The sequence below is a fragment of the Neisseria sp. 27098_8_139 genome, assembly GCF_041433195.1.
GTDB classification, from domain to species: Bacteria; Pseudomonadota; Gammaproteobacteria; order Burkholderiales; family Neisseriaceae; genus Neisseria; species Neisseria subflava.
In genome coordinates this window covers 291405-313971 of sequence record NZ_JAPWBA010000001.1, presented here as the reverse complement: position 1 = coordinate 313971, position 22567 = coordinate 291405, and the positions used below count along the sequence as shown (strand labels likewise).

The 22567-nt window shown below is 53.4% G+C and carries 37 protein-coding genes; 36 read left to right on the top strand and 1 reads right to left on the bottom strand.

What is annotated here, in order from left to right; all coding sequences use genetic code 11:
* Position 1: 1 nt before the first annotated feature.
* The 27 genes from O3660_RS01705 to O3660_RS01575 all read left to right on the top strand — a co-directional run bounded on the left by O3660_RS01705 (position 2) and on the right by O3660_RS01575 (position 13556).
* Entirely contained in the window at positions 2 to 235 is a 234-nt protein-coding gene (locus tag O3660_RS01705) for a hypothetical protein (protein ID WP_049351482.1), read from the top strand.
* Positions 236 to 245: 10 nt separating this feature from the next.
* Positions 246 to 386, top strand: coding sequence for a hypothetical protein (locus tag O3660_RS01700; RefSeq protein WP_254321771.1), 141 nt, complete (start codon positions 246 to 248; stop codon positions 384 to 386).
* The gene (locus O3660_RS01695; RefSeq protein WP_318250527.1) at positions 383 to 559 is read left to right on the top strand and encodes a hypothetical protein; all 177 of its coding nucleotides are present in this window, start codon (positions 383 to 385) and stop codon (positions 557 to 559) included. Before O3660_RS01700 ends, O3660_RS01695 begins: the two co-directional genes overlap by 4 nt.
* Complete coding sequence (locus tag O3660_RS01690) at positions 556 to 750, top strand: hypothetical protein (protein ID WP_049351483.1); 195 nt, start codon at positions 556 to 558, stop codon at positions 748 to 750. The genes O3660_RS01695 and O3660_RS01690 overlap by 4 nt, the downstream gene beginning before the upstream one ends.
* Positions 747 to 1247 (top strand): hypothetical protein, encoded by a 501-nt coding sequence (locus O3660_RS01685; RefSeq protein WP_049351484.1) that lies wholly within the window; start codon positions 747 to 749, stop codon positions 1245 to 1247. The genes O3660_RS01690 and O3660_RS01685 overlap by 4 nt, the downstream gene beginning before the upstream one ends.
* On the top strand, positions 1231 to 1869 hold the full coding sequence (locus O3660_RS01680) for a hypothetical protein (RefSeq protein ID WP_318250525.1): 639 nt from the start codon (positions 1231 to 1233) through the stop codon (positions 1867 to 1869). The genes O3660_RS01685 and O3660_RS01680 overlap by 17 nt, the downstream gene beginning before the upstream one ends.
* Positions 1870 to 1880: 11 nt before the next feature.
* Positions 1881 to 2489, top strand: coding sequence for a DUF3164 family protein (locus tag O3660_RS01675; protein WP_314052486.1), 609 nt, complete (start codon positions 1881 to 1883; stop codon positions 2487 to 2489).
* Positions 2490 to 2491: 2 nt separating this feature from the next.
* A complete protein-coding gene (locus tag O3660_RS01670; protein ID WP_049351486.1) occupies positions 2492 to 2785 on the top strand; it encodes a hypothetical protein in 294 nt (97 codons plus the stop codon).
* 51 nt (positions 2786 to 2836) lie between these two features.
* Positions 2837 to 3145, top strand: a complete 309-nt coding sequence (locus O3660_RS01665) for an HU family DNA-binding protein (RefSeq protein ID WP_318250535.1) — start codon at positions 2837 to 2839, stop codon at positions 3143 to 3145.
* Between the two features lie 164 nt (positions 3146 to 3309).
* A complete protein-coding gene (locus O3660_RS01660; protein WP_371464478.1) occupies positions 3310 to 4026 on the top strand; it encodes a hypothetical protein in 717 nt (238 codons plus the stop codon).
* Between the two features lie 55 nt (positions 4027 to 4081).
* Positions 4082 to 5017, top strand: a complete 936-nt coding sequence (locus tag O3660_RS01655) for a site-specific integrase (protein ID WP_049352828.1) — start codon at positions 4082 to 4084, stop codon at positions 5015 to 5017.
* 14 nt (positions 5018 to 5031) lie between these two features.
* The gene (locus tag O3660_RS01650) at positions 5032 to 5373 is read left to right on the top strand and encodes a DUF1870 family protein (protein WP_049352827.1); all 342 of its coding nucleotides are present in this window, start codon (positions 5032 to 5034) and stop codon (positions 5371 to 5373) included.
* An 8-nt stretch (positions 5374 to 5381) separates the two neighbouring features.
* Positions 5382 to 5582: a hypothetical protein gene (locus O3660_RS01645; protein ID WP_039405115.1), complete on the top strand. Its 201-nt coding sequence runs from the start codon at positions 5382 to 5384 to the stop codon at positions 5580 to 5582.
* A gap of 84 nt (positions 5583 to 5666) precedes the next feature.
* Positions 5667 to 5873 carry a hypothetical protein gene (locus O3660_RS01640; protein WP_070865663.1) on the top strand — a complete coding sequence of 69 codons (207 nt, stop codon included), beginning with the start codon at positions 5667 to 5669 and terminating at the stop codon, positions 5871 to 5873.
* Positions 5874 to 6019: 146 nt separating this feature from the next.
* Positions 6020 to 6496: a regulatory protein GemA gene (locus O3660_RS01635; protein WP_049350625.1), complete on the top strand. Its 477-nt coding sequence runs from the start codon at positions 6020 to 6022 to the stop codon at positions 6494 to 6496.
* Positions 6474 to 6815 carry a Mor transcription activator family protein gene (locus O3660_RS01630; protein ID WP_205836768.1) on the top strand — a complete coding sequence of 114 codons (342 nt, stop codon included), beginning with the start codon at positions 6474 to 6476 and terminating at the stop codon, positions 6813 to 6815. Before O3660_RS01635 ends, O3660_RS01630 begins: the two co-directional genes overlap by 23 nt.
* A 214-nt stretch (positions 6816 to 7029) precedes the next feature.
* On the top strand, positions 7030 to 8154 hold the full coding sequence (locus O3660_RS01625; RefSeq protein ID WP_049350593.1) for a hypothetical protein: 1125 nt from the start codon (positions 7030 to 7032) through the stop codon (positions 8152 to 8154).
* Positions 8155 to 8212: 58 nt separating this feature from the next.
* Positions 8213 to 9151, top strand: coding sequence for a major capsid protein (locus tag O3660_RS01620; RefSeq protein ID WP_049350594.1), 939 nt, complete (start codon positions 8213 to 8215; stop codon positions 9149 to 9151).
* Positions 9152 to 9200: 49 nt separating this feature from the next.
* Entirely contained in the window at positions 9201 to 9470 is a 270-nt protein-coding gene (locus O3660_RS01615; protein WP_039405105.1) for a Gp49 family protein, read from the top strand.
* The gene (locus O3660_RS01610) at positions 9471 to 9809 is read left to right on the top strand and encodes a capsid cement protein (protein WP_049350595.1); all 339 of its coding nucleotides are present in this window, start codon (positions 9471 to 9473) and stop codon (positions 9807 to 9809) included. It begins immediately after the preceding gene.
* A 2-nt stretch (positions 9810 to 9811) separates the two neighbouring features.
* A complete protein-coding gene (locus O3660_RS01605; RefSeq protein WP_049350596.1) occupies positions 9812 to 10099 on the top strand; it encodes a hypothetical protein in 288 nt (95 codons plus the stop codon).
* Positions 10100 to 10102: 3 nt separating this feature from the next.
* Positions 10103 to 10528, top strand: a complete 426-nt coding sequence (locus O3660_RS01600; protein WP_039405099.1) for a gp436 family protein — start codon at positions 10103 to 10105, stop codon at positions 10526 to 10528.
* Entirely contained in the window at positions 10528 to 11025 is a 498-nt protein-coding gene (locus O3660_RS01595) for a Gp37 family protein (protein WP_371464474.1), read from the top strand. The genes O3660_RS01600 and O3660_RS01595 overlap by 1 nt, the downstream gene beginning before the upstream one ends.
* Positions 11026 to 11036: 11 nt before the next feature.
* Positions 11037 to 12443: a phage tail sheath subtilisin-like domain-containing protein gene (locus O3660_RS01590; protein WP_049350598.1), complete on the top strand. Its 1407-nt coding sequence runs from the start codon at positions 11037 to 11039 to the stop codon at positions 12441 to 12443.
* A 23-nt stretch (positions 12444 to 12466) separates the two neighbouring features.
* A complete protein-coding gene (locus O3660_RS01585) occupies positions 12467 to 12982 on the top strand; it encodes a phage major tail tube protein (RefSeq protein ID WP_371464473.1) in 516 nt (171 codons plus the stop codon).
* Between the two features lie 105 nt (positions 12983 to 13087).
* The gene (locus O3660_RS01580) at positions 13088 to 13381 is read left to right on the top strand and encodes a phage tail assembly protein (RefSeq protein WP_049350600.1); all 294 of its coding nucleotides are present in this window, start codon (positions 13088 to 13090) and stop codon (positions 13379 to 13381) included.
* A 34-nt stretch (positions 13382 to 13415) separates the two neighbouring features.
* Positions 13416 to 13556: a GpE family phage tail protein gene (locus O3660_RS01575; protein ID WP_049350601.1), complete on the top strand. Its 141-nt coding sequence runs from the start codon at positions 13416 to 13418 to the stop codon at positions 13554 to 13556.
* Positions 13557 to 13597: 41 nt separating this feature from the next.
* Here the strand turns inward: O3660_RS01575 and O3660_RS01570 are convergent, their stop codons facing one another.
* Positions 13598 to 13876 (bottom strand): hypothetical protein, encoded by a 279-nt coding sequence (locus O3660_RS01570; protein ID WP_049350602.1) that lies wholly within the window; start codon positions 13874 to 13876, stop codon positions 13598 to 13600.
* Positions 13877 to 13933: 57 nt separating this feature from the next.
* On the opposite strand from O3660_RS01570, the gene O3660_RS01565 reads away from it, so the two are divergent.
* The 9 genes from O3660_RS01565 (at position 13934) to O3660_RS01525 (ending at position 22558) form a co-directional block, all read left to right on the top strand.
* Positions 13934 to 16540, top strand: coding sequence for a phage tail tape measure protein (locus O3660_RS01565; protein ID WP_053090725.1), 2607 nt, complete (start codon positions 13934 to 13936; stop codon positions 16538 to 16540).
* Positions 16540 to 17436: a phage tail protein gene (locus O3660_RS01560; protein ID WP_049350603.1), complete on the top strand. Its 897-nt coding sequence runs from the start codon at positions 16540 to 16542 to the stop codon at positions 17434 to 17436. Before O3660_RS01565 ends, O3660_RS01560 begins: the two co-directional genes overlap by 1 nt.
* Positions 17433 to 17654 carry a tail protein X gene (locus O3660_RS01555; protein WP_009426041.1) on the top strand — a complete coding sequence of 74 codons (222 nt, stop codon included), beginning with the start codon at positions 17433 to 17435 and terminating at the stop codon, positions 17652 to 17654. Before O3660_RS01560 ends, O3660_RS01555 begins: the two co-directional genes overlap by 4 nt.
* Entirely contained in the window at positions 17642 to 18739 is a 1098-nt protein-coding gene (locus tag O3660_RS01550; RefSeq protein WP_371464472.1) for a phage late control D family protein, read from the top strand. Before O3660_RS01555 ends, O3660_RS01550 begins: the two co-directional genes overlap by 13 nt.
* Positions 18702 to 19337 carry a phage baseplate assembly protein V gene (locus tag O3660_RS01545; RefSeq protein WP_049350605.1) on the top strand — a complete coding sequence of 212 codons (636 nt, stop codon included), beginning with the start codon at positions 18702 to 18704 and terminating at the stop codon, positions 19335 to 19337. The genes O3660_RS01550 and O3660_RS01545 overlap by 38 nt, the downstream gene beginning before the upstream one ends.
* Before the next feature lie 72 nt (positions 19338 to 19409).
* A complete protein-coding gene (locus O3660_RS01540) occupies positions 19410 to 19787 on the top strand; it encodes a GPW/gp25 family protein (protein ID WP_049350606.1) in 378 nt (125 codons plus the stop codon).
* Complete coding sequence (locus O3660_RS01535) at positions 19778 to 20920, top strand: baseplate J/gp47 family protein (RefSeq protein ID WP_049350607.1); 1143 nt, start codon at positions 19778 to 19780, stop codon at positions 20918 to 20920. Before O3660_RS01540 ends, O3660_RS01535 begins: the two co-directional genes overlap by 10 nt.
* A 3-nt stretch (positions 20921 to 20923) precedes the next feature.
* Positions 20924 to 21502, top strand: a complete 579-nt coding sequence (locus O3660_RS01530; RefSeq protein WP_049350608.1) for a phage tail protein — start codon at positions 20924 to 20926, stop codon at positions 21500 to 21502.
* Complete coding sequence (locus tag O3660_RS01525; protein ID WP_049350609.1) at positions 21503 to 22558, top strand: phage tail protein; 1056 nt, start codon at positions 21503 to 21505, stop codon at positions 22556 to 22558.
* The last annotated feature ends 9 nt before the right edge of the window (positions 22559 to 22567 follow it).

Here is a 22567-nt window from a genome sequence, read left to right as displayed (position 1 = left end):
GATGGATAACAAATTCGGAAAATTTATTGACCCCAATCACTTACTGCTTCCACTTAGAAAACAGGTAGCTACCGGGAAAGTCGGCAGCATGGAATACACGATGGAAATCTCTGTGGGATGTGAGCCGATGGTTGTCAGTAAAGCTACTGGGAAGCGGTTTGTATTGACTTGGCAGGACATAGTGGAGTTAGCCGTTCTGGCCGGTATCAACGAATCGGAAGAGTCTGAAAAATAAAGGGGAAATCATGAAAAAATATGAAATCGAATTTGCCATTGTAATTGTGCTGCTGTCCATCGTCGTAGCCATACAGGCAATGCTGACCGAGCCTTGCCGCCAAAAACAGCCTATGCAGATCAACGTCTATGACAGGGGGCAGTACAAATGAGGGGGTTATGGATACTGACCGCCATGCTTGCCGCCTGCCAGCCGGTCGCGGCAACGGCAGATCAAAGAGATGCTCTTGAAGCCGATAAAAACTGGGAGGTAGTTTACGGCGGGATGAGCGAGACAGACAAAATAACAGGCGTGGTTTTGGAGCCCGCGGGAGAAGAAAAATGAACAGGGATTACAGCAAAATAAAAGTATCGGTATGGCGCGAAAAAGGCGGTCATCTTGTCACTGAGCTGACAACGGTGTCGGGTAAGTTTGTGATGATGTATGTGTCATCTCGGCTATCGGATGAAATTGAGGATGTGGTTCAGACGGCATTGCGGTGTTTGAGCCGTAAGGATTTGGAGGCGGCGCGATGAAAGTACGCTGCCCCACCTGCGGCGCGGTGATGAGCTTGGATGTCTTAATCGCCCATGACGATGCCCGTGAAGCCCTGATTGCCCTGACCGGCATTTCAGACGACCTTTTTAAGGCGGTATTGCGGTATCTGACGCTGTTTCGCCCCGCCGAAAAGGATTTAAGTTTTAACCGGGTTTCAAAGCTTATTGGCGAGATTGCGCCGATGATACGGGAGGGCGAAATCGTCCGTAACCGTAAAACTTACCCGGCTCCGCGTGAGGCTTGGATTTGGGCGGCAACACGATGCCTTGAGGCACGGGACGCAGGAAAGCTGACGCCGCCGCTGACCAGCCACGGTTATTTGTTGGAAAACATTACGTTTTGGTCGCCTGAAAAGACGGCGGGAACGGCGGTTTTGCCCTCTCCCCAACCCTCTCCCGCAGGAGAGGTGGCAAACACCAAATTGAGGAGCGGGTTGGGCGGTTTGATGGAGTGGTCAAATGGAGGCGAACAATAACTGGCTTAAAAAAGCAATCGCGCAGGGTTTTATGATGCTCGCCGCCCTAAACCTCAAAGGCCGCCCTGCCTCGGCGGATTTGACGGCAGTCGCCGAACTTTGGTTGGGCATACTGAGCGGCCGGTCGTGGCAACCGGAACAGGACGGAATCAGGATACAGGCAGCCTTTAGGGCTATCGCGGCATCCTCGTCAGAGTGGCCAAACCCTGCCGACCTTATCAAACACCTGCCGCCGCCCGAAATCAGAATGGTGCCGAGGCTGGAAAAGAAGCACCAGCCGACGGAATACGGCAAGGCGCAGTCCGCCGAGCTGAAAAAGATTGTCGGCAGATTGAAAAACGCACCCTGCATGAACAGGGATTGGATACACGGGCCGAGGCACCGGTCGGTGGACGAATGTCAAAGGATTTATGCCGAAAGGCAGAAAGGTAAAGAAATGAATGATTGGAAAAATCTAAACGATGAACTCCCGTGTATCGGGTGGATTTGCGACGTACTACTACCCGATGGAACGATCATCGAGAACGTGGAGGCAGTAGAAGTTGATGACGATAACGCTTTTATGCCCGAAGTTGGTTTTAAAAAATACCCCGAGGCCACGCATTTTCGAAAATCAAAATGAAAGGGAAACAAATGAACATTGATAAAACCCAATACAAACAGGATGCCAAAGGTAATCTCGTGCCGCTGGCCAATATTAAAGAAATCGACCTGCTGCGCGATGAGCTGGTGCAGGAAATCGCCGCCAAAGCCCGCGCGGTACAGGATAAACTGATGGCGTTCAAACGCGAGGCGATGGACGATATTGCAGCGTTTGTACAGTTGAGTGCCGACCGCTATGACGTGAATGTCGGCGGTAAGAAAGGCAATATCAGCCTGCACAGCTTTGACGGCGCATACCGCGTCAACCTTGCCATGCAGGACACGCTGGTATTTGACGAGGGATTGATTGCCGCCAAAGCCCTGATTGACGAGTGCATCAACGAATGGACGGAAGGCAGCCGCACGGAATTGAAAACACTGATTAACGCGGCGTTTCAGGTGGATAAAGAAGGCAATATCAGCACCGCCCGCGTACTTGGTCTGCGCCGCCTGCAAATCACGGATGAAAAATGGCAACGGGCGATGGATGCGCTCTCCGACAGTTTGCAGGTGCATATCAGCAAGCCGTTTGTGCGGGTGTATCAGCGCGGCGAGGATGGGGAGTATCAGTTGATGAATTTGGATGTGGCGAAGGTGTGAACATGGGAAAAATTTTCTTGTCACTCATATGCCTTTTTGTGTTAGCAGCTTGTGAACCAACTGCCAGTTATCAGCAATATAGAGAGGGAAAGCCAGTAGATATTCAAACCGAAGACCGCATCGTTGTGAAACGCATTGCTGTTATTCCTGATGATCTTGCTTACTCAAATTATCGCGGGGTATACGTAATTACCGACAAGAAAACCGGTAAGGAGTACATCGGTTTATCAGGTGTTGGCATATCCGAATCTGGCAGTCATCCAAGCGGCAAGACATCAATCTCTGATGAGCGGTAATAAAAACTGAAGCTATCTGAAACTATAAATTCATAAACCGCGCGGCACGGTCTGCCGCATTTAAATCTAAATAGGAGTCAAAAAGTGAATAAATCTGAATTAATCCAAGCCATCGCCGATGAGGCAGAATTGAACAAACGCGATGCGGCGGAATTTGTCGATGCGTTTGTCAGCGTGGTAACGCAGACGCTGAAGGACGGCAAAGACATTACGTTGGTCGGCTTCGGTTCGTTCCACGCTGCCCAATCTGCCGAGCGCAAAGGCCGCAATCCTAAGACCGGCGAGCCGTTGACCATTGCCGCCCGTAAAACGCCAAAATTCCGCCCGGGCAAGGCGTTGAAAGAAGCGGTCAACCGTTAAAGCCGCTGATGTTTAAAAAAAGGTCGTCTAAAGAGATTCAGGCGACCTTTTTATTTTGGTGAAATAATTTTAAAAATGTTATTGACTATGCGAAAATATCGCGTATAATACAACTCATCAGGAAGCACAAAGCAAGCCTGAACAACCTAAAAGGATGAATCAAAATGGCTAAATACTCTTACTCCTACGCTTGCGGTCATGGTACTGGAAGCGTATCTCTTTTCGGCAAAAGTGCCGACCGCGAGCGCAAACTGGCTTGGTACGAGCAAAACATGGTTTGCCCCGAATGCTACAAAAAACAGCAAGCAGCAGCCGAACAGGTTGCCGTTATCAAATACCGCATGGGCTCGGTGCCGTTGTTTTCCGTGGTGGTACACGGCAGAACCTTGGCAAATAAAGAATCCCTGAAAGCATTAGGTTTTTGCTTTACCCACGACGAAAAAGAAGGATTGGCCGGAGTGTTGGCTACGAAAGAGCCGCCCAAGGCATGGCAAAAAACTTTTGAAGCTAAGTCTGAAAGCGAACTGATGGAAAAAGCCGAAGCCATCATCCAAGAAATCGCCCCGCTCGGCTACCGTTTGGAGCAGCCGGCCAGCAATGTGCTGGATATGGCGATGCTGCGCCACCAATGGCAAAAAATCGCCGAGAAAGAAGCCAGCAAACCTGCATACAACGGCTGTTTTGATTTCTTGAAAGAGCGGCATGGCGCAGATTATGCCAACCGCAGCCGCGAGGGCGGCAAACCGTGGAACGGCAAAATCTACGGCCGGCCAGGCAGCTACAATTACTATGTGGACGACACCAAATACAGTATGACTGATGAGCAAAAAGCAGCCATCGATGAGTACCGTGCCGCCCTGCAGGCTTGGCGCGAACAATAAACCATCCAACCGGCGGGGAGCCTACGGCAGACCCGCCACTCCTTAAGGAGCAACCATGAGCTGGTTTAGCAATTGGCTGTCCCAGCCGCCGCGATTTAAGGCGGCAGCCGATGAATACCTGTCTGTCAGCCTCGCCGAATGTTGCCCGGAAATGCAAAAATACACCCGCTACCGAATGGAGCGGTATGTGTATCCGTTTATCGGGCAACAGCGCATCCACCGCATCACGCCCATGCAAATCATCCGCTGCATCCAAACCTACGAGCAAGATGCGCCGTCGCAGGCACGGAGGCTGTTGCAGGTGGTATCCGGGGTGTACCGTTATGCCAAGGTGCAGGGCTGGTGCCGCTACAATCCCGCAGAGGGGCTGGGCATTGCGCTCAAACCCTATACCTACAAGGGCTTTAGTTTTATCCCACCGCAGGATATGCCCGAATTTTTGGCGGCGGTGGATACCCATACCAATATCGATGCCGCCGCGCTGACCGCCTTTTGGCTCATTGTCTATACTGCTGTTCGGCGCGGCGAGGCGGTTAATGCAGCGTTGTCTGAATTTGATTTTGCGACGGCAACATGGACGATCCCTGCAGCGCGGATGAAAATGAGGCGGCCACATGTCGTCCCACTCGCGCCTCAAGTTGTGGATTTGTTGTCTGCTTGGCTGGTTGAGCGAACACGGCGCGGAATTGCCGGAGACCTTTTATTCGGCGGCATCGGCGGACACCGACCCTTGCACGTTATCACGCAGGCTGGCTGGCGGGACAAGATGACGATACATGGATTCCGCAAAGTTTTTAGCACGCACGCCCACGAAAGCGGGCTATGGTCAGTTGATGCCATTGAATTGCAGTTGGCCCATATCATCAGCGGTGTACGCGGCGTTTATAACAAGGCAATGCTGTTAGACGAGCGCAGACGGTTGATGATTTGGTACGCGGACGAGATAAACCGATGGCGCGCCATCGGTCGCGGCGGATATAATGGCTCCTAAGGAGGAGTTAATCTATGCACCACACTGTCATTGAGGCATACCGTCGTCTTTTGTTTTTAACCGTTTTGGAGGCAGCCAAAACGGTTGCCTGTACATCTGTACGTCCTGATGGGGTGTCAGAGCGGGCTTGGCACCGATGGGAAAGTGGCGAAGGAGCCATGCCTGATGAGGTGGCGGAAAATCTGTTGGCCCTGATACGGCTCAGGCAGAGAGAGATAGACAGTATCGCCGCGCAGATTGCCGGCGGAACTAAGCCTATACTGACCGCCCCAAAAAAAGGGGCGGATGTATTGGAATACAAAATCAAATTGTCGGTTTTTGCCGAAGCAATGGCGATGGGCTGTAAAACAAAATAGGAGGCCGAATGAAATATCCCGAAGCAGGCTACACCCCTGCAAATTTAAGATTTGTGATGGATACATACGGGCTGACCCTTGCCGAGGTTGGACGACGGACTGGCACGGCGTTGCGCACCGTGCAAAACTGGGTCGCCCCGGTTGATGCCAAGGATCACTCTGGGATGCCGCACCGCAAGTGGGTCATGCTGCAAAACACGCTCAAATAACTCTTGACTATGCGAAAATATCGCGTATAATAAAACTTATCGGGAAGCATGAAGCAAGCCCGAAAAACCAAAAGGACTCAAAAAATGAAAGATTTATTGGATACTGAAATGAAGCAGGCCGAACTTAGAAAAGTGGATGCCGAAATCGCAAAAATCATCGCAAACGCGCATAAGATAAATGCGGAATCGGTCAAAATAGCCCAAGAGGCTCGGTGGTATCCCATTATGATTGCTACCGGATTGGTATCAGCCGTCGCCGCAATGATGGCGGTAGTGATTAAATTTTTATGACGAAAGCCCCCAAACGGGGGCTTTTTTACATCCTTCCGTTTTAGTTGCACTGCGCAAAAATCCCGAATAGAATATCATTATTTATTGATTTTCTTGAAAAAAGTGAAACGATGTTTCACTTTTTTGAGGTTCTTAGGGGGCTGGAAATGGAAACCCGTGCTCAGAAAAAACAGCGGTTGATACGGCTCATCCATGTGGCTAAAACCCAGTTGATGATGGACGACGGCGAATACCGCGCGCTGCTCGCCAACCTGTCATGCGGCAAGACGAGCAGTACCAAACTGTCGGTCGAAGAGCTGGAGCTTGCCGTACGGGCAATGAAGATGCGGGGTTTTGTGGTTACCACAAAAGCGCAGGCGACATCAAGCAAGCCTGATTTGCCGGTGCATATGCCAAACCGCATGATGGAGGCGCAGGTCAAAAAGATACGCGCCCTTTGGTTGGAGCTGCACCATTTGGGCGTAGTGCGAAGCCCGTCTGAATTGAGCCTGGCTCGATTTGTCAAACGCATGACGGGCATAGATTATCATGGATGGTTAGGGACTGATGACGCGATACGGGTCATCGAGCATTTGAAGAAGTGGAAAGTGAGGGTGGAAAATGGCGGACAACAGAGTGCCTGAGCTGGTGGCGGACTTGGAAGACCAGGCGGTCGCCTGCTTGATGTCGGTATTGCCGATGGAGCGGCAGCAGGCGGTCGAGGTATCTAAAAAGCTGTCTCATCATCTGACCAGCAACTGGGGCGGGCAGTTGATTTATTTCCCAAAAAACCTTTTGGGCAGGGTATCCGAGCGAGACCTGAAGATTTATAAGGAGTTTAACGGCAAGAATCATGTGGAGCTTGCCCGCAAATATGATTTGACTGTCCAGCACATCTACCGCATCGTCAAGGAGGTCGGGATGGCGGAGCGGGCAAAAAATCAGGGAGATTTGTTTGTGTGATTACCCGATTTATTCAAGATAGCGGTCAGGATTCGTCCTGACCGCTTTTTTAGCGCATTTGTCGGTCTGGATAAGGGTTTGCCTATCCCAGTGGGTAAACGCGCTAAAAACGCGATTTTAACGCCTTTTTGACTAATCATTCTTTAAGCCGCATTAAAAGGCGGTTCAGACGGACTTTGCCACAATAGCCTCATCCATCCGATGAGGCTTTTTTATGTCTTACGAAATTTTTCGCGCAGGGACGCGTACCGATGCAAACGGCAATACGGTAACGATTACCGAGGCTGACCTTGCCGCCGCTGCCCAAGCATATGACCCGAAGGTGCATGAGGCTCCTATTGTGGTCGGGCATCCCAAGGCAGATGCGCCCGCCTACGGCTGGGTCAAGTCGCTTGGTGTGCAAAACGGCGTGCTGACGGCGGACTTTGCCCAAGTCGATGAGGGCTTTGCGGATTTGGTTAAAGCCGGACGATATAAAAAAGTGTCGGCAAGTTTCTACCCGCCAACCAGTCCGAACAATCCTAAACCGGGCATTTGGACGCTGCGCCATGTCGGCTTTTTGGGCGCGCAAACGCCCGCCGTCAAAGGTTTGTCCGCCATCAGTTTTGCCGAGGGCGAAGTTTATGTCGAGTTTGCCGAAGACGCACATCTTCAGACCGCCTCGTTATTAAGCCGTTTCAGAGACTGGTTTATCGGCCGTTTCGGCCTGGAAGAAGCCGATAAAGTGCTGCCTGATTGGCAAATTGAGGCAATTAAAGAATTGGCTGCCGTGCCTCAAACCCATGTGCCTGCCGAATTTACCGAATCACCCCCACCCCCAGAAAACCATGAAAACAAGGAGACCTCTATGTCGCTGGAACAAGAGCTTGCAGTCGAAAAGGCCGCCCGTGAAGCTGCCGAGAAACAGGCCGCTGAATCGCAGGCGGAATTGAAAAAGCTGCAAGACGAGCAGCATGCCGCCCTGCGCGATGGTGCGCATGAGCAGAATGCCGAATTTGCCGAAGGCTTGGTTAAAGAAGGTCGTCTGAAACCTGCCGACAAGGATTTGGTCGTCAAGGTTTTGGATTTTGCCGAATACCCTGACGACGTAACTGCCGACTTCGGCGAAGGTAGTAAGAAGCAGCCTTTGTCTGCTGCGCTGCGTGCGTTTTTTACCGCCGTTCTGCCCAAGCAGATTCAGGGCGGCGAGATGGCTAAAGGTGAAACGCCGTCGGGATTGGCGGCAGACTTTGCCGAAGCGTCGGACCCGGAAGCCTTGAGCCATCACCAACGTGCATTGGCATTGGCGGCGAAGGAAGGTATCCCTTACGAAGAGGCTGCCCGCCGTACTATTGCTTAAATCATCAACCCGTCAAATGCGACGATGTCGTCGCATTTGACCTGAAAAAGGATAAAACATGAGTGCATCTCATTTGCGCGGCCTGCGCGGACAGCTTGATCCGGTTTTGACCAATCTCGCACTGGGCTACAAGCAGGCGGATTTTATTGCCGAGAAAATCTTCCCGGTGGTGTTTACTGAAAAAGAAGGCGTGCGTGTGCCGGTGTTCGGCAAGGGTTCGTTTGTCGAGTATCAGACCGAACGTGCGGTCGGTGCGGCATCGAATGTGATTACGCTGGACTCGCCAAGCTTTATGCCGGTCGTGTTGGAAGAGCATGATTTGGCCGCCGGTGTGGATTACCGCGAACAAGCGGAATCCATGTACGACGAGCGCGCCAAGGCAACACGCCGTGCGGTCAAGGGCGTGCAGCTGCGTCAGGAAATCGAAACTGCCGCCCTCCTGCAAAACAAATCGGCTTATCAGTCCGGTTTCAGCAAAGACTTGGCCGCCACCCAAAAATGGAGCGATAAAAACTCTGATCCGTTGGCAGACATCGAAACCGCCCGCGAAACGGTGCGTGCCGGCTGCGGTGTACGCCCGTCGGTGCTGGTGGTCGGTGCAAGCGTGTTGGCGGCATTGAAACGCCACGAGAAGCTCATCGGTGCGCTGGGTGCAAACGAACGCAAGTCCCTGCTCACGGTCGAGCAGCTGAAAAATCTGCTGGAGCTGGACGACATCATCGTCGGCGAGGCGGTATCTACGCCTGCCGCCAATAAGGCCACCCAAGATATTTGGGGCAAATTCGCCAGCCTGATTGTGCGTCCGAATGTGGCTTCCGGCGGCAATGACGAGGGTGAGCCGAGCTTCGGTTATACCTTCCGCCGCCGCGGTATGCCGGTAGTCGACCGCTACGAAGAGGTCGGCGGCAAGGTGGAATACGCGCGCTATACCGACATCCGCAAAGCGGCGGTGGTCGGCGGTGCATGCGGTTTCTTGTTTGAAAACGCGGTTGCTTGATAAGTAAAAGGTCGTCTGAAAGGCTTCAGACGACCTGTGGAGAGAAAATATGACTTTATTTTTAAAGCGTGAAGATTTGGTTGCGCGTATTGCCGACACTCGATACCACCGTGTCGAAGGTACGACTGCTACCGTATGTACTGTGATTTTGCATTCCGGCTTTGTGGTCATCGGCAAGTCTGCCTGTATTACTCCCGACATCTTTGATGAGGCAAAAGGCCGCGAATTTGCCTATGAGGATGCCCTCAAAAATTTGTTGGACCTCGAAGCTTACCGCGTCAAAGAAAATGCGCATGACGCGCAGGAAAAGGAGTCTTAAATGGCACAAACGAAACAAGTGGTCTTGGTAACCACTGTCAAAACATCAGGCAAGGTGGTCAAAAACCGCTTTGTGGATTTTGCAGGCAAACAGGCCGTCGCCGGTGTGAAAGTGCTGGGTGCTGCTACTTTGGATGCGGATGCGGGCGAAATGTTGGCCGTTGATGTATTGGGTATCGCCTTAGTCGAGGCAGGCGGCACGATTGCCGTGGGCGATGAAGTGGCAGCCGATGCACAAGGCGCGGCAGTCAAGGCGGCAGGTAATGCCAAGATTGCCGGTACGGCGCGCTCGGCGGCAACTGCTGCGGGCGAAGTCATCCAAGTATTTTTGAAAGGCTGATTATGGCTAAAGTTTATATCGCAAACACCCCGTTAATTTTGGAAAACGAACAAGGCGGCCAATTCCGCGTCGAAGCCGGCGAAGCGGTCGAATTGACAGCGGAGCAGTACGAATCAGTTGCGGCACACGTTACCCCGACACTGACAACCGGCGAAGAGCTGGATGCGCAACAAAATGGCACTCCGCCGTCCGAGGGTACGCCGTCAGATGATACAGGCAATGCCGCTGCGGGCGAAGTTGAAAAACCGAAACGCGGTAAAAAACCGGCAGCAGCCGAAGAGGCGGAGTAAGCCATGTATATCGGTGCGGATGATTTGACGGCTGCGATGGGCAAAATGGAGTTGGTGCAACTGACCAACGACAATGCGCGCGGGACGGAACCCGACGCTCAGGTCATTGATGCGGCAGTGCGTTATGCCTGCGATTTGGTGGACGGATACCTGCGCGGCAGATATGTACTGCCTTTGGCGGAAACGCCGACGGTATTGCAGCCTTTATGCATCAACATTGCCCGCCATTTTTTACACAGCCGCCGAATCAACCGCGCCGACTTTCCAAAACCGCTGGAAACCGCCTACAACACGACGATTAAGACACTTGAGTCTATCCGTGACGGCAAAATCCATATCGGCATCGCTACATTGGACAAGCCGTCGCAACCTGAGCCGGGCGCATATCACGTCCGAGTGCGCGACAAAATGGATTTGGGAGGCTACTGATGAGCGCGACACGTCCGATTATTGATGCGGTAGTAGAGCATTTGCAGGCCGCTATCCCGTGGGTCAGCGTTGAGGCTTTCCCTGACCGCCCGTCCGAATACCAATTTATCCATCCCGTCGGGGCAATCTTGGTCGGCTACGGCGGCAGTAAATTTGGAGATATTGAGCAACTCGGCCGTATTGAGCAGCAGCGCGATGTCAGGCTGATGTTGACCGTTTTTGGCAGCAGCCTTAATGCGGATGACGGCACGCTGGCGATTTTAGATGAGACACGTCTTGCTATGGTTGGTTTTGCGCCGCCGAACTGCCAGCCCTGCCACCTTATCAGCGATGAGTTTTTGGCCGAGGATGCGGGTGCATGGCAGTATCAGCTGGTCTTGCAGACCGAGACCCAGCAGGTCGAAGTCTGCCGTGAGAAAAAACGCCCGCTCTTCATTGCTGCCCACTACCGCCGCCCCGACCAAGACCTCAACCCCGATTTAAAATCTAAAAAATAGGAGTATCCATCATGGCAGCAGCCTACCATCACGGCACGGAGACCATCCGCATCGACGGCGGTTCCAACCCCGTCTATACCGTTGACGGCGCAATTACCGCCATCGTCGGCACTGCGCCAGTCGGCGCGGTCAATGAGCTGACGGTATGTCAAACTAAAAAAGACTTTGGCCAATTCGGCGGCGAGCTGACCGCTCAAGGCTTTACCCTGCCGGATGCCGCACACATTTGGACGCGCTACGGCAGCGGTGTTGCCTATGTCGTCAATGTTTGCGACCCCGCCAAACATAAGACAAGCGTCAGCAATGAGGTATTGACGGTTGATCCTGACACTTTGACGGCCAAAACCGCCAAGCCCGCTTTGCAAAGCGTCTACACGCTGACGGACGGCAGTAATGCGCTGACCGAAAACACGCACTACACCATCAATACGCTAACCGGTGAGATTACCTACAAAACCAAGCCAACCGACCCAAAAATCAGCTACACCTACACTGACCCGACGAAAGTTACCGAAGCCGACATCGTCGGCGCATATGTCGCCGCTACCGGCAAGCGTACCGGCCTGGAACTTTTGACTGAAGGCTTCAACCGCCAAGGTGCGGACGCTAAAATCATCATCGTACCGGAATATGACAAGACTGCCACCGCTCGTGCGGCAATGGAAGTCATGGCAACCAAGCTCAAAGCCATTGCTTATGTCAATGCGCCGAAAAGCACGACCCTGAGTAAGGCTTTGGAAGGACGCGGTCCGTTGGGAAGCATCAATTTTCAAACCTCATCCGACCGCTGCCAGCTCTTTTACCCCTACGTCGTCGGTTTGTTGGGTTTGGAAAGCCTTGCCACCCATGCGGCAGGTCTTCGCATGAAAACCGATGTGGAACAAGGCTACTGGTACAGTATCTCCAACCGCGAACTTTTGGGCGTAACCGGCGTGGAAATCGGTCTGACTGCTCGCGCCGACGACCCGCAGTCGGAAACCAACCGCCTGAATGAAAAAGGCATTACGACTGTCTTCAATTCCTACGGTACAGGCTATCGTATGTGGGGTAACCGCCTTGCCTGCTTCCCGACTACATCGCATATTAAAAATTTCGAAGTGGCACAACGCACCGGCGACATTATTGACGAGTCTATCCGTCGTTTAGAGTTGCAGTATGTTGATAAACCGATTGATGCAGACGATCCGAATGCCTTGATTGACAGCCTGCTTGAGAGCGTCCGCACCTATATGTCTACGCCTAAATCTATTGTGGGCTTCTCGGTGGATTTGGACTATGAATACGATTTAGTCGATGCGTTTAGCAAAGGTCAGGTCCCCATCGTTTACGACTACACGCCGAAACTGCCGTCCGAGCGTATTACCAATACCAGCGTGATGACCCGCAAGTATCTCATCAATTTGGTATCGGCTAACTAAGGTCGTCTGAAAAAGGAAGAAATATGTCTGCAATCAATGCAATCTACAATGCCAACATCTATATTGACGGCAACAGCCTTTTGGGTAATGCATCCGAGTTTAAATTGCCTGAGTTTGAGTTTGGTCAGGACGACTTTACCGGTTTGGGTATGGTCGGCACGATTAAGCTGCCAAACGGCGTTGAGGCGCTGGAAGGCGAAGTTACTTGGAACAGCTTTTATCCTGAAGTGGCTAAGAAGGCATCCAACCCATTCAAAGCCGTGCAACTGATGGTACGCGGCAACCTGCAAACCTTTAATGCAGCAGGTTTGGCAGAAGAAGTCCCCATCGTAACTACGGTAACGGCGATGTTTTCAAAAAACGCCTTGGGCGGTTACAAGCCGAAGGAAAAGGCGGAATTTAGCTCAACCTACCAGGCGACAGAAGTCCGCCAAGTCGTCGGCGGTCGAGAAGTGCTGTACTACAACGCGCTCAAAAACATCTACCGCGTAGACGGTCAGGACGTTTTGACCCAAATGCGTAAAAACATTGGTGCTTAATCTTTAAATCGGATTAAAAGCCGTTTCAGACAATCTTTGACACAATCACCGTATCTTTACCGATACGGTGATTTTTTATTTTTATAAACGTTTTGGAGATGGCAAATGAATGAAGCCAAGAAATTGCAAGAAGATTTGGGTGTAAATACCGTTGTGAAACTGAAATATCCGGTACTGCTGGCGACGGGTCAGATGTTGGAACAGGTAACACTTCGTCGTTTGTGCGTGGGTGATTTGCGCGCCGTCTCGCATCTGACGAATGAGGTGGAGCAAGAACTGGCCCTGTTTGCCCGCATGACAGGCATGATTCCCGAAGACTTGGACTGCTTGGATTTGGCGGATTGGAAACAGTTGCAGGAAACGTTTCGCCGCTTCACGGAATCTGACCAAGACAAATAGTCCTCCTCTTTCAAAGGCCGAAGCGCAGCGGCAGTTGCTGTCTGCCGCTGCTGATTTGGCATGGTGGTTCGGTTGGAGCGTGGATGAGGTTTATACGCTGCCGCTGGACGAATTTGAAGACTGGCAGAAAGAAGCAACCCGCCAAATGAAGGCGGGTTATCAGAGGGGGATGTAAAAAAGCCGGACAAATCAGTATCCGGCTTTTCTTTCTTCAAATTATGCGGTGGTATTTGATTTTCCTACCCAATACAACAATCCGGAGAGGATGCCGCCCAGCAAGGTGGATGTCAATGCGGTCAATGGAGAGGCCATCAATGTAGCAAAAGCGGCAATCAAGCCGCCGAATATTGTTGAGATAACGGGTTGATCGGCAGTAAACAGCGAAAAAAATACAATCCCGAAGACGGTTGAAGACAACAGCCAGAAAAATATTTGCCCCGATATTTCAAAGCTGTCGGAAAAGTCCAACGGCTGCTCATCTTTCCTTGTGTTCATGGCCAGTCAATCCGTGTCTGTCAAATTCTTTTTTAATCATAGGTGTGGGGTTATCGAATGTCAAGCGAATTGGCGATAGGTATTGTTTTGGGTGCGTCCGTCAAAGCAGGGTTTTCTTCTGTTTTCGGGCGGACAAAAAACACAATCAAAGAGTTGGGTAGCGAAATCCAGCGTGTCAAAAGCCAGCAGGACAAACTGGGTTTGTCCATTTCGAAGGGGTTGGCATCGGGTAAACGCGGGTTGGGCGATATGCGCCGCCATTACGACATGATGGGACAGTCCATCCAAAAAGCGACCCATGCTCAAAAAAAGCTGAATGATGCCATCAAAAAACAGGAACGCGCCAAAGAATTCCGTGCGGGATTGCGTTCGGAAATGATGGATACGGCAGGTCATGGAGCGGTGGTTGCCGGTCCGGTTATTGCTTCAGTCAAAAAATACATGGAGCAGGAAAGTGCGTCGGCAGATTTGAAAATTGCCATGATGCGTAAAGACGGCAGTTTCGGCAGGTTTGACGAAATCGACCGTCTGACGACGAAATGGGGCGCAGACCTGCCGGGCAATAAAAAAGACTTTACCCAAATGGCTTTAGGACTGAAAAGTCAAGGTATTTCAGACGATACCATCATCAACGGCGGCGGTCTGGCAACCGCACAACTGAATACGGTTATCGGTATTCCGATTGCCGACGGCAGTTTTTTTGCCAAAAACATGGAAGCCCACGGTATCAAAGAAGCCGACCTGCTCAAATCCGCCGACCTGACCCAACGTGCCTATTTCGCAGCGGGGCTGAAAAAAGAAGATATGTTCGAGGCGATGAAATACTACTCGGGCAAGGCAAATAACATCGGCTTTACGGGGTTGGAGCATCAGAAAAAGATTTACGGCGTCGAAGGTTTGGCGGCGACAAAAGGTATCGAAGGGTCTCAGTTCGGTACGAACTTCAGCACTTTCTTGGGAAACCTTTCCAAGGGTGTTGAGAACCTCGAATATGCAGGGCGTGGACGGAAAGGCGAATTGCGTAAGATGATGCAGTCTGCGGGCGCGAACTTCGACTTTTTCAATGCTGACGGCTCTGTCAAGGATTTACGCCAAATTACAGGTATTTTGGAATCGGAGTTCGGAAAAATTCGTGCCAAATACGGCGACAAAGGGGTCATGGATATTTCCAATGCCATTTTCGGCTCTGAGGGTGGCAGGATTGCGGATATTCTGATTCAGTCAGGCGTTAAAGGCTTTGATGAAATGCTTGCCAAAATGGACGCGCAAGCCTCTTTGCAGGAACGAATCCAAGTCAAAACAGGGACGCTTTCCGCCGCACTGGAGGCGTTGGGCGGTGCGGCAGAGAATACCGCCGCCGTTTTCGGAGGCGTGTTTGCCGCCGAAATTCAGCAGTTTGCCCAAAAAGCTCAGGTATTTGTAGAAAACACTTTGCAGCCTTGGCTGAAAGAAAACAAAGGGCTGATTAAGTGGGTCGTCGGACTTGCTGCCGGATTCTTTGCGGGAAAACTCGCCATATTGGGGTTGATGTATGCGGCAAGTATGGCATTGATGCCTGTTCGTGCTTTGGCTACGGGGTTCTTCAAGGCTCAAGCTGCCTTCAGACTATTCCAACTGATGCGGCTCGGGAAAATAGGCAGGGGCGTCATGCTGCTGCGTATGTTCGGTCTGTCTGCGAAAAATGCCGCTTCCGCCGCCCGCTTTTTTTCATCGGTATGGAAAATCGGCAGTAGCATCATCGGTTCGGTCATCCGTAATGTCTTGAAGCTGGGAAGTACCTTTTTACAGTTCGGCTTCAACGTAATCGGTTTCGTTGTCAGGCAGATGCTCATGTTGGGCGGGGCATTCCTACGTCTGGGAGTGATGCTGCTGACGACCCCTATTGGCATTGCATTGACCCTGCTGGGTGTCGCCGCCTATATGCTCTACCGCAACTGGGATGCCGTAGTTGCCGGTGCGAAAGCATTGTGGCAAGACCTGGGCGTTTTTGTCGGCGGCGTAGTCAATGCTATTGTGTCTTTTTTCGGTACTTGCTGGGAGCGCATCAAAGCTTATTTCGGCGGCGGTATCGGCAATATTTCGGCGCAGATACTCAGTTGGTCGCCGCTTAATCTGTTTTATCAGGTATTCCGCGGCGTTATGTCTTGGTTCGGCGTGCAGTTGCTGTCCAGTTTTACCCAGTTTGGTGCCAATATCATCCAAGGGCTGTGGACCGGCCTTAAATCCAAATTCGATGCGGTCAAGGCATGGTTTGCTGAGAAGGCAGCATCTCTCAAGCAAACTTTTGCCGGTGTGATGGGCATCCACTCGCCCAGCCGCGTTTTCCGCCGATTTGGCGGATGGATGATGGACGGTCTGCAAATCGGCTTGGACAGGGGCGCGGCGAGTCCTATTGCCTCGATGGCCGGTGTGGCCGGTCGTCTGAAAAGCGGTTTTGCAGAGCATATGGGACAAATGGCAGCTCGAGTATCATCTGGCCGCGCTGCATTTGCGGACGCACGCAGCTCCCAGGCAACAGGCGGGATGACCATCAATTACAACCCAACCATCAATGCGCCGGGCGGTAATCCTCAGCAGATTGAGGCTGCGCTGCAAATTGGCCTGCGCGAATTTGAGGCAATGTTCCGCCGCATGATGGACGAAAAAGCACGGAGGGCTTATTGATGTATGCGATGTTGGGTGATGTGCGATTTGAGCTTTTAAACAGCTTCACATCGCTTGAGGCAGAACATTCGGCGAACTTTGCCAAACATGAGGTCTTAAAAGGCCGACCGCGGCTGCAGGCCTTACAAAACGAGCTGACGACGCTGCGTTTTTCGCTCAAGCTGCATTGGCGGCTGGGCAATCCCGATACGGCTTATAAGGGTCTGCTGTCGGCTTTAGAGGCGCAGCAGGCAGTGTCTTTGGTTTACGGCAGCGGCCGTTTTGTCGGATGGTTTGTACTTGAGCGGTTGACGGAGCGCATGTTGATTCAGGATGCGCAAGGACGGACGGCGGCGCGTGAATTGGATGTGGAGCTGACCCAGTTTGTCGGCGACCCGAATAACCCGCTCCCGACTCCTGCCGTCAAGTCGGGCGGGCAAAATCCGCTCCTGTCCTTATTGCCGGAGAGCGTGCAGGCAAAAGCGGGCAAATTGATTTCTGCGGTGGAAAAAGGTGTGAAAATTTACCGAGCAGCCGAAGCGGGCATCAGTGATATGCAGAATCTGATACAGGCTGCCAAAAATCTGAAAAACGACCCATCAGGGGCATTAAACCTGTTGGGGGACGCACTCAATATCGGCGGCAGCACTTTAGGACGGCTCAATGCCTTGCCGGAAGTAACGGCGGTTTTCGGCGACCTGAAAGGCGCGGCTGAATTTGCATTGCAGGCCGGGCAAGCGGCCAACAGGCTGGGCGGTGCCGTCGGCGCATTGCGTGCCGGGTATGAGAGCGGCTCCGTCGGCGGCTGGCTGGATGCGGTCGGAAACGGTGTTGCCGAGGCATCTGATGCGCTGGCAAACGGCTCTGCCGCTGCCCAGGCTTTGACCGGCTGGCTGGCGGCAAGAAAGGATAAATGATGAGTGCGGTAATACGCTACACCACCCAAGACGGCGACCGTTGGGACTTAATCGCGCACAAGCATTACGGCAATGCGCTGTTGATTGACGGCCTGATTGCGGCCAATCCGCACTTGCCGTTGGCGGAAGAGTTCGCAGGCGGTCTGACGGTCTTTGTCCCCGTCCTTGAAACCAAACCGAAAAACAACCAAGAGGAGCTGCCGCCGTGGATGCGTTAGGTGCGTTTTTAAAATCAAAAGGCCTTGACGGCGGCGGCAGTACCCATCCGGTTACCATGCCCGATTTTGTCCTGTCTTACGAAGACAAGGATATAACGGCAGATGTCGCGCCGTATCTGATTTCGTTTAGCTATACCGATTACCTTGAGGGGCAGTCGGATGAATTGCAGGTTGAGTTTGAGGATACGGACGGCCGCTGGCTGCGTAATTGGTATCCCGAACAGGGTTATGCTTTGTCTTTGAGCTTGGGCGACCAATTTACCGGGCTGGTCTCTTTCGGCAAATTTGAGATTGCCGAGATTGAATACAACCATCCGCCGTCGACGGTCAGCCTGAAGGCTCTATCGACCGGGATTATCAAGTCCAGCCGCACTTTGCGCGGTAAGGCGTATGAAAACACGACTCTGGCCGCCATTGTCCGTCAGGTGGCAGGCCGTCTGAAGCTGGAGGTAACGGGTACGGTCAAAAACATCCCCATCAAACGGGTGACGCAGTATCAGGAACGTGATATTGAGTTTTTGGCACGTTTGGCGCAGGAGTACGGCCACAGCTTTAAAATCGTCAGCAATAAGCTGGTCTTTGCCGATAACGCCGAACTAAAACAGCGTCCTGCCGTTGCCGTACTACTACCCGAGGACATCATCCGTATCCGCCTGCGCGATTTGATTAAGGGGGTTCCGTCTAAAGTAGATGTCAAAGGCTACGACCCAAAATCCAAACAGACCGTGTCGGCCAGCCGCAGCAGTAAATCAAGACGCGGCAAAGCCAAACACGGCAGTACGGGCGATACATTGCGTATCGTGCCGAATAAGGGTGAGAGCGCGGCGCAATTAAACGCCAGGGCAGATGCCAAATTGGCGGATGCGCAGGACGACCAATGTGCGGGTACCGTTACACTGGTTGGCAATGCGCTGTTGGTGGCGGGTCAAATGGTACGGCTTAAAGGATTTGGCAAGTTTTCTGGCAAATATCTGGTCAAGCAATCAAGACATGATTTCACGCGCCACGCCGGCTATACGACGGAAATCGAAATCAAGATGACGGAATATGTCCCTGATGAGGAGGAAAACAGTGCAAACCCATGATTTTACGGCAACGATGCAATTCGGCATTGTATCGGCGATTGATGCGGCGGCGCACAGTTTGAGGGTCAAAATCCCCGTACTCGACGACATGGAAACCGATTGGCTGCCGATGGTGACACCGGCGGCGGGCGGCAACCGTTTTTACAGCCTCCCCGATGTGGGCGAACTGGTTGTCTGCCTGCTGGATGCGCGGGGTGAGACCGGCTGCGTTATCGGCGCGATTTACAACGCCGCCGACAAGCCGCCGGTATCCGACCAAAACAAATGGGTCAAACGGTTTACCAACGGCACGGTCATCTCGCACGACCGCCGCAGCGGCGAGGTGGTTGTTGAGACGCCGGGCAAAGTCAAAATCAAAGCGGCGAAAAAAGTAGACATCCAATCGCCGGAGACAGAAATCACGGGCGATGCGATAGTAAAAGGGATGTTGACTTATACCGCAGGTTTGACGGCCAGCAATGACGGCGGCAGCGTCGCGGCAAATATCAAAGGTACAGTCAACATCACCGGCGACCTCTTCGTCAACGGCATCAACATCGGCAAACACATCCATGACGGCGATTCCGGCGGGCAAACCGGTGAGCCTAAAAATCATTAAACCGCATTAAAAGGCGTTTCAGACGGCCTTCTCTACAATCCCTGTATCTATAAGCGATACAGGGATTTTTTGATGTTTTACGCCGCGCCTATCTCGAAACACTGGCAGCTCGCGCCCGAAGGCTCGGGCGTGGTTCAGGGCGCGGACGACATCGACCAATGTATCCGCAATATCCTGTCCACCCGCAAAGGTGCGGACGTTACCCGTCCTGATTTCGGCTCCGACCATTACAAATGGCTGGACACACCCGAAGACGTGTTTGTCCCGAATGTCGTCCGCTCGACCATGTTGGCAATACAGACGTGGGAAAAGCGGGTAGTAGTCGAAGACATTATTTTCGGCGGTGCTGCGCCTCATCTGACCATGACGGTTTACTGGCGCGTCGCCGATGAGGTGGCGGGTGAGATTTATACGACAGACATCAGATTGGAGCAGGCGTCATGGATTTGAACAAGCTAAAACGCGAGGACGTCAAAGTGGTTTCGGACGATCTGTCCGAAATCTTGGCGCAAACCATCGCCGATTATGAAGCCCGCAGCGGCAAAACCCTGCAGCCTGCCCATATCGAACGGCTGCTGATCAATACCTATGCCTACCGCGAGACATTGGCGCGCAAAGCGGTCAATGAAGCCTACCGCCAGCAGCACCCGCGCTTTGCCACCGGCCTGATGCTGGATTTGTGCGGCGATGATGTGTCCACCCCGCGCCTGCAGGCGCAGCCTGCCTTGACCACCCTGCGCTTTACTGCGGTATTGAGCGGTTTGGAACAAATTGCCGTACCCAAGGGCACGCGGGTCAATGCTGGGCAGACCAGCTTTGTTACCGCCGAAGCCGCCCTGCTGACTGCCGTCCAAAGCAGTGCCGAAGTGGCCGCCGAATGCACCGTTACCGGCACAGTCGGCAACGGCTGGTCGGTCGGACAAATCAACAGCCTGGCCGAGCGGCTGCATCCGACAATTGATGTGGCCGTGGCCAACACCACCGTCTCCGCCGGCGGGGTGGAAATTGAAGACGACGAGGCCTACCGCGAGCGGGTGTTGCTGGCACCGGAGAGCTTTAGCGTAGCCGGGCCGGTGGGTGCCTACCAATATTGGGCGCGGCAGGCCAGCCCGGCGGTGGCGGACGTGTACGTGGCCAATGATATCGACGGCGGCAGCCAGCCTATAGGCGGTCGGGTGGCGGTAACCGTGCTGGCCAAAGACGGCCTGCCCAATGCCGAGCTGATTGGCAAGATTCAGGCTGCCTTATCAGCCGAGAAACGCCGCCCGCTGTGCGATACGGTGGTGGTCAAAGCCCCGACTGCCGTCGATTACACGTTGGACGCCGAGCTGACCCTGTTTACCGGCACCGATGCCCGCACTGCCAAAGCGGCCGCCGAGGAGGCATGGGTGGCCTATGAAGCCGCCCGCCGTAGCCGGCTCGGTTTGGACATCGTGCCGCTGGACATTCAGACGGCCTTGAAAGTGGCCGGCGTTTATAACGTGGTACTGCATAACCTGCCGCTGACTGTGGTCAAGCCCGACCAGTGGGCACGCTGCACCAGTACTACCATCCGCATTGCCGCACAAACGGCGGAGGGTTAGGCGATGGCCAAGCTAACCTACGCCGCCGTCATCGAACGCGACCAACGCGCCCGCGCGCTGGCCGAATTGGGACTGCGTTTGGATTTGGCCGAGCTGCCGCAGCTGATGCCGCGCCTGGTAGATTTGGTCGCCCCCGAACACCTGCCGCTGTTGGCCGAAAGCCGTAGCATCTTGGGTGCCGACGGCTACTGGTTGGCCGAATCCGACGACGCGCAGCGCAAGCTGATTAAGGGTGCCTACGAGCTGCACCGCTACAAAGGCACGCCGTGGGCAATCCGCGAGATCGTGCGGCGGCTCGGGTTCGGTGAGGTGCGGATTATCGAAGGGCTGAACGGCCAAACCTACGACGGCAGCATCAACTACAACGGCAGCCATGTTTACGGTGCCGGCAGCTACTGGGCGCACTACCGCATCATCATGAACAACGTGATTACCAACGACCAGGCCGCGCTGTTGCGCAAAACGCTGGCAGCCTTTGCACCGGCACGCTGCCTGTTGGCAGCCTTGGATTATCAGGCCGTGCCCCTGCGTTACAACGGGCGGGCGGCCTACGACGGCAACTTTAACTTTGGAGCAGCTTAAATGGCGAATATCACGGAAGAACTGAACAACCCGCAATGGGCGGAAGGTATCTACCAGCTGGAAACCACCGACCCGGTATTGGGCGGGCCGAACGGCATAGCCAACCGGCAGGCCATGCAACTCGCGGCGCGGACGCAGTATTTGAAGAAGAAGCAGGAGAAGGACAAACCAGGTGCGGCCAGCACTACCAAGGCCGGCATCGTACAGCTCTCGTCTGCCACTAATAGCGCCAGCGAAGAGCTGGCCGCCACGCCGAAGGCGGTGAAGGCGGCTTACGACAAAGCCGTTACCGCCGAAGCAGCAGCAGAAGGTGCAGTCAACATCACCGCCAACCAAGAAATCGGCGGCGACAAAACCTTTACCGGCATTGCTACCCTGAAAAAGGGCGCGATTGTGGCCGACAGCGTGGGCGACTTTAATGCCAACCAATACCTGCAAATCGGCGCCAACAACGTAAATTCTTATTTTTACAACAAGCGCAGCGGCAAATACCTGTCAATGCGCAACGACGGCGAGCTGCGTTATGACGGCAAGCGCCTGCTCAATATGGACGACCTGTTGGGCATGGTGCCCAGCGGCACGGTGCTGTATTTCGCCGGGCAAAGCGCGCCCGCAGGCTGGCTCAAAGCCAACGGCGCGGCCGTATCCCGCACCGCCTATGCCGCGCTGTTTGCCGCCATCGGCACGACTTACGGCGCTGGCGACGGCCGCAGCACGTTTAATTTGCCCGATTTGCGCGGCGAGTTCATCCGCGGCTGGGACGACGGCAGGGGTGTGGATACGGGGCGCGTGTTTGGCTCGGCGCAAGGAGACGCCATCCGCAACATCATTGGCCAATTTGTCTCAGATGACTACAACCGTTCTTTAGTTAATGAGATTCTTGGTGTATTTACAATGACCAAACGCAATAGTTCTCTATCCTATGATGCTGCGTCTACCGTAACTACAGGCGGCGAATATCTGAACGCAATCAAATTTGACGCCTCGCGTGTCGTCCCTACGGCCGCCGAAAACCGCCCACGCAACATCGCATTGTTGGCCTGCATCAAAATTTAATGCCGTCTG

Coding starts and splice junctions, on each gene's coding strand:
- O3660_RS01705 (WP_049351482.1), top strand. CDS start 2: ATGGATAACAAATTCGGAAAATTTATTGACCCCAATCACTTACTGCTT.
- O3660_RS01700 (WP_254321771.1), top strand. CDS start 246: ATGAAAAAATATGAAATCGAATTTGCCATTGTAATTGTGCTGCTGTCC.
- O3660_RS01695 (WP_318250527.1), top strand. CDS start 383: ATGAGGGGGTTATGGATACTGACCGCCATGCTTGCCGCCTGCCAGCCG.
- O3660_RS01690 (WP_049351483.1), top strand. CDS start 556: ATGAACAGGGATTACAGCAAAATAAAAGTATCGGTATGGCGCGAAAAA.
- O3660_RS01685 (WP_049351484.1), top strand. CDS start 747: ATGAAAGTACGCTGCCCCACCTGCGGCGCGGTGATGAGCTTGGATGTC.
- O3660_RS01680 (WP_318250525.1), top strand. CDS start 1,231: ATGGAGGCGAACAATAACTGGCTTAAAAAAGCAATCGCGCAGGGTTTT.
- O3660_RS01675 (WP_314052486.1), top strand. CDS start 1,881: ATGAACATTGATAAAACCCAATACAAACAGGATGCCAAAGGTAATCTC.
- O3660_RS01670 (WP_049351486.1), top strand. CDS start 2,492: ATGGGAAAAATTTTCTTGTCACTCATATGCCTTTTTGTGTTAGCAGCT.
- O3660_RS01660 (WP_371464478.1), top strand. CDS start 3,310: ATGGCTAAATACTCTTACTCCTACGCTTGCGGTCATGGTACTGGAAGC.
- O3660_RS01655 (WP_049352828.1), top strand. CDS start 4,082: ATGAGCTGGTTTAGCAATTGGCTGTCCCAGCCGCCGCGATTTAAGGCG.
- O3660_RS01650 (WP_049352827.1), top strand. CDS start 5,032: ATGCACCACACTGTCATTGAGGCATACCGTCGTCTTTTGTTTTTAACC.
- O3660_RS01645 (WP_039405115.1), top strand. CDS start 5,382: ATGAAATATCCCGAAGCAGGCTACACCCCTGCAAATTTAAGATTTGTG.
- O3660_RS01640 (WP_070865663.1), top strand. CDS start 5,667: ATGAAAGATTTATTGGATACTGAAATGAAGCAGGCCGAACTTAGAAAA.
- O3660_RS01635 (WP_049350625.1), top strand. CDS start 6,020: ATGGAAACCCGTGCTCAGAAAAAACAGCGGTTGATACGGCTCATCCAT.
- O3660_RS01630 (WP_205836768.1), top strand. CDS start 6,474: ATGGCGGACAACAGAGTGCCTGAGCTGGTGGCGGACTTGGAAGACCAG.
- O3660_RS01625 (WP_049350593.1), top strand. CDS start 7,030: ATGTCTTACGAAATTTTTCGCGCAGGGACGCGTACCGATGCAAACGGC.
- O3660_RS01620 (WP_049350594.1), top strand. CDS start 8,213: ATGAGTGCATCTCATTTGCGCGGCCTGCGCGGACAGCTTGATCCGGTT.
- O3660_RS01615 (WP_039405105.1), top strand. CDS start 9,201: ATGACTTTATTTTTAAAGCGTGAAGATTTGGTTGCGCGTATTGCCGAC.
- O3660_RS01610 (WP_049350595.1), top strand. CDS start 9,471: ATGGCACAAACGAAACAAGTGGTCTTGGTAACCACTGTCAAAACATCA.
- O3660_RS01605 (WP_049350596.1), top strand. CDS start 9,812: ATGGCTAAAGTTTATATCGCAAACACCCCGTTAATTTTGGAAAACGAA.
- O3660_RS01600 (WP_039405099.1), top strand. CDS start 10,103: ATGTATATCGGTGCGGATGATTTGACGGCTGCGATGGGCAAAATGGAG.
- O3660_RS01595 (WP_371464474.1), top strand. CDS start 10,528: ATGAGCGCGACACGTCCGATTATTGATGCGGTAGTAGAGCATTTGCAG.
- O3660_RS01590 (WP_049350598.1), top strand. CDS start 11,037: ATGGCAGCAGCCTACCATCACGGCACGGAGACCATCCGCATCGACGGC.
- O3660_RS01585 (WP_371464473.1), top strand. CDS start 12,467: ATGTCTGCAATCAATGCAATCTACAATGCCAACATCTATATTGACGGC.
- O3660_RS01580 (WP_049350600.1), top strand. CDS start 13,088: ATGAATGAAGCCAAGAAATTGCAAGAAGATTTGGGTGTAAATACCGTT.
- O3660_RS01570 (WP_049350602.1), bottom strand. CDS start 13,876: ATGAACACAAGGAAAGATGAGCAGCCGTTGGACTTTTCCGACAGCTTT.
- O3660_RS01565 (WP_053090725.1), top strand. CDS start 13,934: ATGTCAAGCGAATTGGCGATAGGTATTGTTTTGGGTGCGTCCGTCAAA.
- O3660_RS01560 (WP_049350603.1), top strand. CDS start 16,540: ATGTATGCGATGTTGGGTGATGTGCGATTTGAGCTTTTAAACAGCTTC.
- O3660_RS01555 (WP_009426041.1), top strand. CDS start 17,433: ATGATGAGTGCGGTAATACGCTACACCACCCAAGACGGCGACCGTTGG.
- O3660_RS01545 (WP_049350605.1), top strand. CDS start 18,702: ATGTCCCTGATGAGGAGGAAAACAGTGCAAACCCATGATTTTACGGCA.
- O3660_RS01540 (WP_049350606.1), top strand. CDS start 19,410: ATGTTTTACGCCGCGCCTATCTCGAAACACTGGCAGCTCGCGCCCGAA.
- O3660_RS01535 (WP_049350607.1), top strand. CDS start 19,778: ATGGATTTGAACAAGCTAAAACGCGAGGACGTCAAAGTGGTTTCGGAC.
- O3660_RS01530 (WP_049350608.1), top strand. CDS start 20,924: ATGGCCAAGCTAACCTACGCCGCCGTCATCGAACGCGACCAACGCGCC.
- O3660_RS01525 (WP_049350609.1), top strand. CDS start 21,503: ATGGCGAATATCACGGAAGAACTGAACAACCCGCAATGGGCGGAAGGT.